Origin of the sequence: Pseudomonas sp. ML96 (assembly GCF_000761545.1) — a bacterium.
GTDB lineage: Bacteria > Pseudomonadota > Gammaproteobacteria > Pseudomonadales > Pseudomonadaceae > Aquipseudomonas.
The window spans coordinates 71393-79553 of record NZ_JPMY01000023.1; the positions used below are offsets into that span (position 1 = coordinate 71393).

Sequence of the window (8161 nt, forward strand, 5' to 3'; positions counted from 1 at the left end):
CCGAAGGCACAAACAAAAAACCCGCTCAATGAGCGGGTTTTTTGTGAATACCAAGAAGCTGGATCAGACCAGTTTCTCGAGCTCCGGTACAGCTTCGAACAGGTCAGCCACCAGGCCGTAGTCAGCCACCTGGAAGATCGGGGCTTCTTCGTCCTTGTTGATAGCGACGATGACCTTAGAGTCCTTCATACCGGCCAGGTGCTGGATGGCACCGGAGATGCCGACCGCGATGTACAGCTGCGGAGCGACGATCTTGCCGGTCTGACCGACCTGCATGTCGTTCGGCACGAAGCCGGCGTCGACAGCGGCGCGGGAAGCACCGACGGCAGCGCCCAGCTTGTCGGCCAGGGAGTACAGGTGCTTGAAGTTGTCACCGTTGCCCATGCCACGGCCGCCGGAAACGACGATCTTGGCAGCGGTCAGTTCCGGACGGTCGGACTTGGCCAGCTCTTCGCCAACGAAGGACGACTTGCCAGCGTCACCGCCAGTAGAGACGGCTTCGATGGCAGCGGAACCACCTTCGGCGGCAGCGGCGTCGAAGCCGGTGCCACGTACGGTGATCACTTTCACGGCAGCCGAGGACTGCACGGTAGCGATAGCGTTACCGGCATAGATCGGGCGCTTGAAGGTGTCGGCGCTTTCGACCGAGACGATCTCGGAGATCTGGTCAACGTCCAGCTGAGCGGCAACGCGCGGCAGGATGTTCTTACCGTTGCTGGTAGCAGCAGCCAGGATGTGGCTGTAGCCCTTGCCCAGCTCGGCAACCAGCGGCGCGACGTTTTCCGGCAGTTGGTTGGCGAAGGCAGCGTTATCGGCAACCAGCACCTTGCTCACGCCAGCGATTTTGGCGGCGGCTTCGGCAGCGGCACCGGCATTGGAACCGGCAACCAGCACGTGAATGTCACCACCAATCTTCTGAGCAGCGGCAACGGTGTTCAGAGTGGCAGCGGCCAGAGCGGCGTTAGTGTGTTCAGCAACAACCAAGATAGTCATTTAGATTACCTTCGCCTCGTTCTTCAGTTTCTCAACCAGTTCGGCCACGGACTTGACCTTGATGCCGGCGCTGCGGGCAGCAGGCGCTTCGACTTTCAGGGTCTTGACGGTGGAAGCGGTGGAAACGCCCAGGGCGTCCGGAGTAACCACGTCCAGCGGCTTCTTCTTGGCTTTCATGATGTTCGGCAGAGACGCGTAGCGCGGCTCGTTCAGACGCAGGTCGGTGGTGACGATTGCCGGCAGGGCCAGGGCAACGGTCTGCAGACCGCCATCGATTTCGCGGGTGACGTTGACCTTGTCACCAGCCAGCTCGACCTTGGAAGCGAAGGTACCCTGGGCGAAGCCAGTCAGGGCGCCCAGCATCTGGCCGGTCTGGTTGTTGTCGCTGTCGATGGCCTGCTTGCCGAGGATGACCAGTTGCGGCTGCTCCTTGTCGACCACAGCCTTCAGCAGCTTGGCAACGGCCAGGGAGTTCAGCTCTTCGTTGGTCTCGACCAGGATGGAACGGTCAGCACCCAGAGCCAGTGCGGTACGCAGTTGCTCCTGAGCAGTGTTCGGGCCGATGGTGACGACGACGATTTCGCTAGCCACGCCTTTTTCCTTCAGGCGGACGGCTTCTTCTACGGCGATTTCGCAGAAGGGGTTCATCGACATCTTGACGTTGGCGAGGTCGACGCCGGAGTTGTCCGCTTTGACGCGAACTTTGACGTTGTAGTCGACCACTCGTTTGACAGCTACAAGAACCTTCATGGATTCCTCGTTACTCTCCGGTGAATAAGAATGTCGCCAAGGCAAGCCTGGCCGGTGATGCAGGTCGGCCGGAACCGACGGTCAGCCCATACGGCGAACGCAAAACCGACCGTATCTTGACCGGAACGCCTTTTTCGGTCAACACGAATAAACCCCATTTATCGCCCGCCAGCCCTTGCGCTATATGGCTTTGACAAAATTCAAACAAACGTTTGTATTGGACGTGCAAGGGCCTGTATATATAATGCCCAGCGCGCAGGCCACAGAAAGCCTAGCCATAGCCAAATCAATAACACCGAAGAAGCCTTGAGTAGGAGATTCTCTGTGGAACGCGAATTTATGGAATTCGACGTCGTCATCGTCGGCGCCGGCCCCTCTGGCCTCTCCGCCGCCTGCCGACTGAAGCAGAAGGCCGCCGACGCCGGCAAAGAGATCAGCGTCTGCGTGGTCGAGAAGGGTTCCGAAGTCGGCGCTCACATCCTCTCCGGCGCGGTCTTCGAGCCGCGTGCCCTGAACGAACTGTTCCCCAACTGGAAGGAACTGGGCGCGCCGCTGAACACCGAAGTCAAGCGTGACGACATCTATATGTTGAAGAACGCCGACAGCGCCATCAAGGTTCCGGGCCTGTTCGTGCCCAAGACCATGCACAACGAAGGCAACTACATCATCTCCCTGGGCAACCTGTGCCGCTGGCTGGCCCAGCAGGCCGAAGCCCTGGGCGTCGAGATCTACCCGGGCTTCGCCGCCCAGGAAGCGCTGATCGACGAGAACGGCGTAGTTCGCGGTATCGTCACCGGCGACCTGGGTGTGGACCGTGAAGGCCACCCGAAAGAGGGTTACTACACCCCGGGCATGGAGCTGCGCGCCAAGTACACCCTGTTCGCCGAAGGCTGCCGCGGCCACATCGGCAAGCAGCTGATCAAGAAGTACAACCTGGACAGCGAAGCCGACGCCCAGCACTACGGCATCGGCATCAAGGAAATCTGGGACATCGACCCGGCCAAGCACGAGCAAGGCCTGGTTGTGCACACCGCCGGCTGGCCGCTGGACGTGGTCGGCACCGAGAACACCGGTGGCTCCTTCCTCTACCACCTGGAAAACAACCAGGTCGTGGTCGGCCTGATCGTCGACCTGTCCTACGGTAACGCCTTCCTGTCGCCGTTCGACGAGTTCCAGCGCTACAAGCATCACCCGGTGATCGCCCAGTATCTGGAAGGCGGCAAGCGTGTCGCCTACGGTGCTCGCGCCATCTGCAAAGGCGGCCTGAACTCGCTGCCGAAGATGGTCTTCCCGGGCGGCGCCCTGATCGGCTGCGACCTGGGCACCCTGAACTTCGCCAAGATCAAGGGCAGCCACACTGCCATGAAGTCCGGCATGCTGGCCGCCGAAGCGGTAGCCGATGTGCTGCTGGCCGATGGCGAGGGCGGCGACCTGCTGAATGGCTACGTCGATGGTTTCAAGGCCAGCTGGCTGTATGACGAGCTGTTCCGCAGCCGTAACTTCGGCCCGGCCCTGCACAAGTTCGGCCCGGTCTTCGGTGGCGGCCTGAACTGGCTGGATCAGAACGTCTTCGGCGGCAAGATCCCCTTCACTCTGCACGACACCAAGCCGGACTACGCCTGCCTGAAGCCCGCTGCAGAGTCGAAGCGCATCGACTATCCGAAGCCGGACGGCAAACTGAGCTTCGACAAACTCTCCTCGGTGTTCCTCTCCAACACCAACCACGAGGAAGAGCAGCCCTGCCACCTGAAGCTGACCGATGCCAGCATCCCGCTCAGCGTCAACCTGCCGAAGTACGACGAACCGGCGCAGCGTTACTGCCCGGCCGGCGTTTACGAGGTGGTGACCCAGGAAGACGGCGAGAAGAAGTTCCAGATCAACGCGCAGAACTGCGTGCACTGCAAGACCTGCGACATCAAGGACCCGGCCCAGAACATCACCTGGATCGCTCCGGAAGGCACTGGCGGCCCGAACTACCCCAACATGTAATTCGAGCCGTACTGAAAGAGCCGCCGCAAGGCGGCTTTTTCTTGCCCGTCATTCGCCGGCGAAGGCCTGCTGCAGGCCGGCAATATCCAGTTTCTTCATCCGCAGCATGGCTTCGGTCGCGCGCTGCACGGCAGCCTGGTCCGGTGCCGCCAGCAACTCCAGCAGCACTTCCGGCACTACCTGCCAGGACAGCCCGTAGCGATCCCGCAACCAGCCGCACTGCTGCGCCTCCGGAGCCCCACCCTCGCCCAGCCGCACCCAGTAGTGATCGACTTCCGTCTGGGTCGCACACATGACCTGCAGCGACACGGCCTCGTTGAAGCGGAACACCGGACCACCATTGAGCGCAGTGAACGCCTGACCATCCAGTTCGAAAGCCACGGTCATGGCCGTACCCGGCGCCTTGCCGTGGAACTCGAAACCCGCCTCGCCATAGCGCGTCACCTGGGTGATACGTGAATTGGGAAAGATGACGGTATAGAAGGCCGCAGCCTCCTCCGCCTGTTCATCGAACCACAGGCACGGCACGATCTTTTGCTGTAAGCGCATGTCATTGCTCCTCCGTGACGGACGCCAGAAGCCGCCCTCCTCCCTAGTCGATCGGGCAGCACGAGAATAGACAGCACAATAAAAAAGGGCTCCCGAGGGAGCCCTTTCATCTAGCGCAACGGCGATCAGTGCGAGAACAGCGAACCGCCCTGCTTGCCGGCGAGTTTCTCCGGCTTGATCAGGAAGCGGGCCAGGGCCGGCAGCAGCCACAGCGCGCCGAACATGTTCCACAGCAGCATGAAGGTCAGCATCAGACCCATGTCGGCCTGGAACTTGATCGCCGAGAAGATCCAGGTGACCACACCGATGGCCAGGCACAGACCGGTGAACAGTACCGCCTTACCGGTGGAGCGCAGAGTCTGGTAGTAGGCTTCCTGCAGCGGCATGCCGGCACGCAGGAAGCTCTCCAGGCGGCTGTAGATGTAGATGCCGTAGTCGACACCGATACCTACGCCGAGCGCGATCACCGGCAGGGTCGCCACCTTCACGCCGATACCCAGCCAGGCCATCAGGGCGTTACCCAGGATGGAGGTGAGGATCAACGGCAGGATGATGCACAGCATGGCGCCGAAGGAGCGGAAGGTGATCAGGCACATTACTGCTACGCAGATGTACACCAGGATCAGGATCTTCAGCTCGGAGGTCGCGATCACTTCGTTGGTCGCGGCCTCGATACCGGCGTTACCGGCGGCGAGGAGGAACTGCAGGTCATCCTTGTTGTTCTCCTTGGAGAACTCTTCCACCACGCCCACAGCGCGCTTGAGGGTCGCGGCCTTGTGGTCGTTGAGGAACACCAGCACCGGCGCCAGCGAGCAGTCTGCGTTGTACAGACCGTCGGCACGAGCGATGGAGTTGTTGAGGATGTCCGGGTTGCGCGACAGGGTCTCCCATTTCAGGCTGCCCTCGTTCATACCCTTGATCACCTGCTTGGACACGCTGACCATCGAGATGGCCGACTGCACGCCCTCGGTGTTCTCCAGACGCCACATCAGCTCGTCCATCGGCGCCAGGGTCTGGTGCGTGGAGCAGGCTTCGTTCGGAGTCTTGACCATCACCACCAGCACGTCGGAACTGGTCGAGTAGTTGTTGATGATGAAGTCGTTGTCCTTGTTGTAGCGCGAGTCCGGACGCAGCTCCGGTGCACCCTGGTCGAGGTCGCCAACCTGTAGGTTGGCTTTCTGGTACCAGAAGCCAGCCACACCGGCAGACAGGGCGATGACCACGGAGATCGGCGCCACCACCGGGTGAGCGAAGTTGGACAGCAGGCGCCAGAACGGCTGATCGCGGTTGGCCTCGCGCTTGCTGCGCTCGACGGCCTTCTTGCTGATGCCGATATAGGAGATCGCTACCGGCAGCAGGATCAGGTTGGTGAACACGATCACGCCCACACCGATGGAAGCACCGATGGCCAGCTCGCGGATCACACCGATGTCAATGATCAGCAGGGTGATGAAGCCGACGGCGTCCACCAGGATGGCGATCATGCCCGGCAGGAACAGCTGACGGAAGGTGCGACGCGCCGCGGTCAGGGCGTTGTCGGCATCACTCGACTGCAGGGCGATACCGTTGATCTTCTGCACGCCGTGGGAAATACCGATGGCGAAGATCAGGAACGGCACCAGCATCGAGTACGGGTCGAGACCGAAGCCGACCAGGTGCATCAGGCCGAGCTGCCAGACCACCGCGATCAGCGTGGTGGACAGCACCGAGACGGTGGAGCGGATGCACCAGCTGAACCAGTACAGCAGCACCAGGGTGATCACGAAGGCCACGCCGAAGAACATCACCACCATGATCAGGCCATCGATCAGGTCGCCGACCTTCTTGGCGAAACCGACGATGTGGATCTGCACATTGGCGTTCTGCAGCTGGTACTTGTCGCGGATCTTCTCTTCCAGTTCATGGGAGAACTGGCGGTAGTCCAGCTTGAGCAGCTTGCTCTGGTCGTTCGGGTCCGGGTACTGCTCGAGCAGCGGCACATCGATGATGCTGGAGCGGAAGTTGTTCGATACCAGGCGACCGACCTGACCGGACTTCAGCACGTTGCCGCGCAGTTCGGTGAGGCTCTGCGAGGAACCGTCGTAGGTCTGCGGAATCACCTCGCCACCGTCGAAGCCCTCTTCGGTCACTTCGGTCCAGCGCACGCTCGGGCTCCACAGCGACTTCAGACCGGAACGGTCGACGCCGGGGATGTAGAACACCTCGTCGTGGATCTGGCGCAGGGTCTCCATGTAGTCCTTGGTGAAGATGTCGCCATCTTTCGCCTCGACGGAGATACGTACGGTGTTGCCCAGGTTGGCCAGGTCGTTGCGGTGCTCGAGCATCTTCTCGATGAAGGGGTGCTCCAGCGGAATCATCTTCTCGAAGCTGGTCGAGGGACGAATCATCGACGCCTGCCACAACAGCAGCAGGGTAACCACTGCGCAAATCGCGATGACGACGGGCCGGTTGTTGAAGATCAGGCGCTCGAGGAAGGTCGCCTTATCCTGGTGATGGCTGCTCATGGAACTCATATGCTCATTCGCCCCGGCTTATTGTTTTTTGTCTGGCACGGCGCCAGTCGGAGTAGCGGAATGCACGCCGCCCTGACCTACCAGGATCAGGTTACCCGCCGCATCATCGGTGACACCGGCCAGCGAGGCACGGTCGGAGCGATTGACCACGGAGAAGGTACGCCCGGCATCCTTGCTGGTCAGCACGCTGCCGCCGTGACCGACGACAACCACGGTACCGTCCTTGAGCAGGGTGCCGTTGGCCAGACCGAACTCCAGCGGGCCGCTCTCGGAGAGCAGCTTGACCTGCGCCCAGCTGTTGCCGAAATCGGTGGAGCGGAACAGGTTGCCGCGCAGGCCGTAGGCCAGCAGGGTGTTGGAGCTGGCAGTACCGACCGCACCGAACAGGGTGCCTTCGTACGGGCCCTTGATCTTCTCCCAGGTCTGCCCCCAGTCGGCGGAACGGAACATGCTGCCCGCCTCGCCCACCACGAACAGGCCAGCATCCTTCACGGCGGTGATGCCGTTGAGGTGGTAGCCATCTTCGTTGTCGAGACGGTCGCTGACATCGTTCCAGGTCTTGCCGCCGTCATTGGTTTCCAGCAGCGCACCGTAGGCGCCCACGGCGTAGCCGGTGCTGGTGTCGCGGAACCACACGTCGAGCAACGGTGCTTCGCGCTCCAGATTCTCGTACTGCAGTTCCCAGTTGGCGCCGCCATCGTCGGTCGCCAGGATCTGCGAGTCGTGGCCGACCGCCCAGCCATGCTTGTCATCGACGAAGTACACCGCGGTCAGCAGCTGACGGCTCGGCACACGAGCCTGTACCCAGTTACGACCGGCGTCTTCGGAGAACAGGATGTGGCCGCGGTCACCGACGGCGATCAGGCGCTTGCCGGCATGCGCGATGTCCAGCAGCAGGCTGGTCACGGCCTTGGGCGATTCGATGGAGGTGACGGTAGCGGCCTGCACTGCCTGCAGCGGCAGAGGTGCGGCCATGGCCAGGACGGAACATACGCTGAGCAGAGACAGCGCTTTCGCCAGCGGCGATTGGTGACGGGCCGGTACCAGGACGGAAGTCAGGCTACCGGAGCGGGTGCGCCGCATGACGGGCTCACGCATATATTTCCCCCTTTATTCTTATAGGTGGGTTCATTGGCCTTTATTCAGGCCGGGCCATGCTATACGGCTTTTGAAAAACCTGACAATCGGCATGACGTTATGTTTTGTTAAGCGTCGGTTACGCTTCTGATCTCCACGGTAAAGGACCGTCAAAATACCGGTCTAGAGCCGCTGCGCATTCGCAAGCCAATGGCGCCGGGTCGAGCTTCCAGAAAAACATCGACCCGGCGCCAGGCCGGGTCGAAAAGGCCGCTCAAACGAGCGGCGGG

Annotated in this window: 6 protein-coding genes; 1 reads left to right on the plus strand and 5 read right to left on the minus strand. The window is 61.4% G+C overall.

Annotated features, from left to right (window positions below; all coding sequences use genetic code 11):
- Positions 1-63 precede the first annotated feature (63 nt).
- Positions 64-993 carry an electron transfer flavoprotein subunit alpha/FixB family protein gene (locus tag IP89_RS14085; RefSeq protein WP_043310196.1) on the minus strand — a complete coding sequence of 310 codons (930 nt, stop codon included), beginning with the start codon at positions 991-993 and terminating at the stop codon, positions 64-66.
- On the minus strand, positions 994-1743 hold the full coding sequence (locus IP89_RS14090; RefSeq protein WP_043310197.1) for an electron transfer flavoprotein subunit beta/FixA family protein: 750 nt from the start codon (positions 1741-1743) through the stop codon (positions 994-996). It lies immediately after the preceding gene.
- A gap of 306 nt (positions 1744-2049) precedes the next feature.
- Between IP89_RS14090 and IP89_RS14095 the strand changes: the two genes are divergently transcribed.
- Positions 2050-3732, plus strand: a complete 1683-nt coding sequence (locus tag IP89_RS14095; protein ID WP_081963252.1) for an electron transfer flavoprotein-ubiquinone oxidoreductase — start codon at positions 2050-2052, stop codon at positions 3730-3732.
- A gap of 48 nt (positions 3733-3780) precedes the next feature.
- Here IP89_RS14095 and IP89_RS14100 read toward each other — a convergent pair whose 3' ends face one another.
- The 3 genes from IP89_RS14100 to IP89_RS14110 form a co-directional block, all read right to left on the minus strand.
- Entirely contained in the window at positions 3781-4281 is a 501-nt protein-coding gene (locus IP89_RS14100) for a VOC family protein (protein WP_043310199.1), read from the minus strand.
- A 125-nt stretch (positions 4282-4406) separates the two neighbouring features.
- Positions 4407-6794 (minus strand): RND family transporter, encoded by a 2388-nt coding sequence (locus tag IP89_RS14105; protein WP_177326879.1) that lies wholly within the window; start codon positions 6792-6794, stop codon positions 4407-4409.
- Between the two features lie 18 nt (positions 6795-6812).
- Positions 6813-7892: a WD40/YVTN/BNR-like repeat-containing protein gene (locus tag IP89_RS14110; protein ID WP_371261951.1), complete on the minus strand. Its 1080-nt coding sequence runs from the start codon at positions 7890-7892 to the stop codon at positions 6813-6815.
- Positions 7893-8161: the final 269 nt, after the last annotated feature.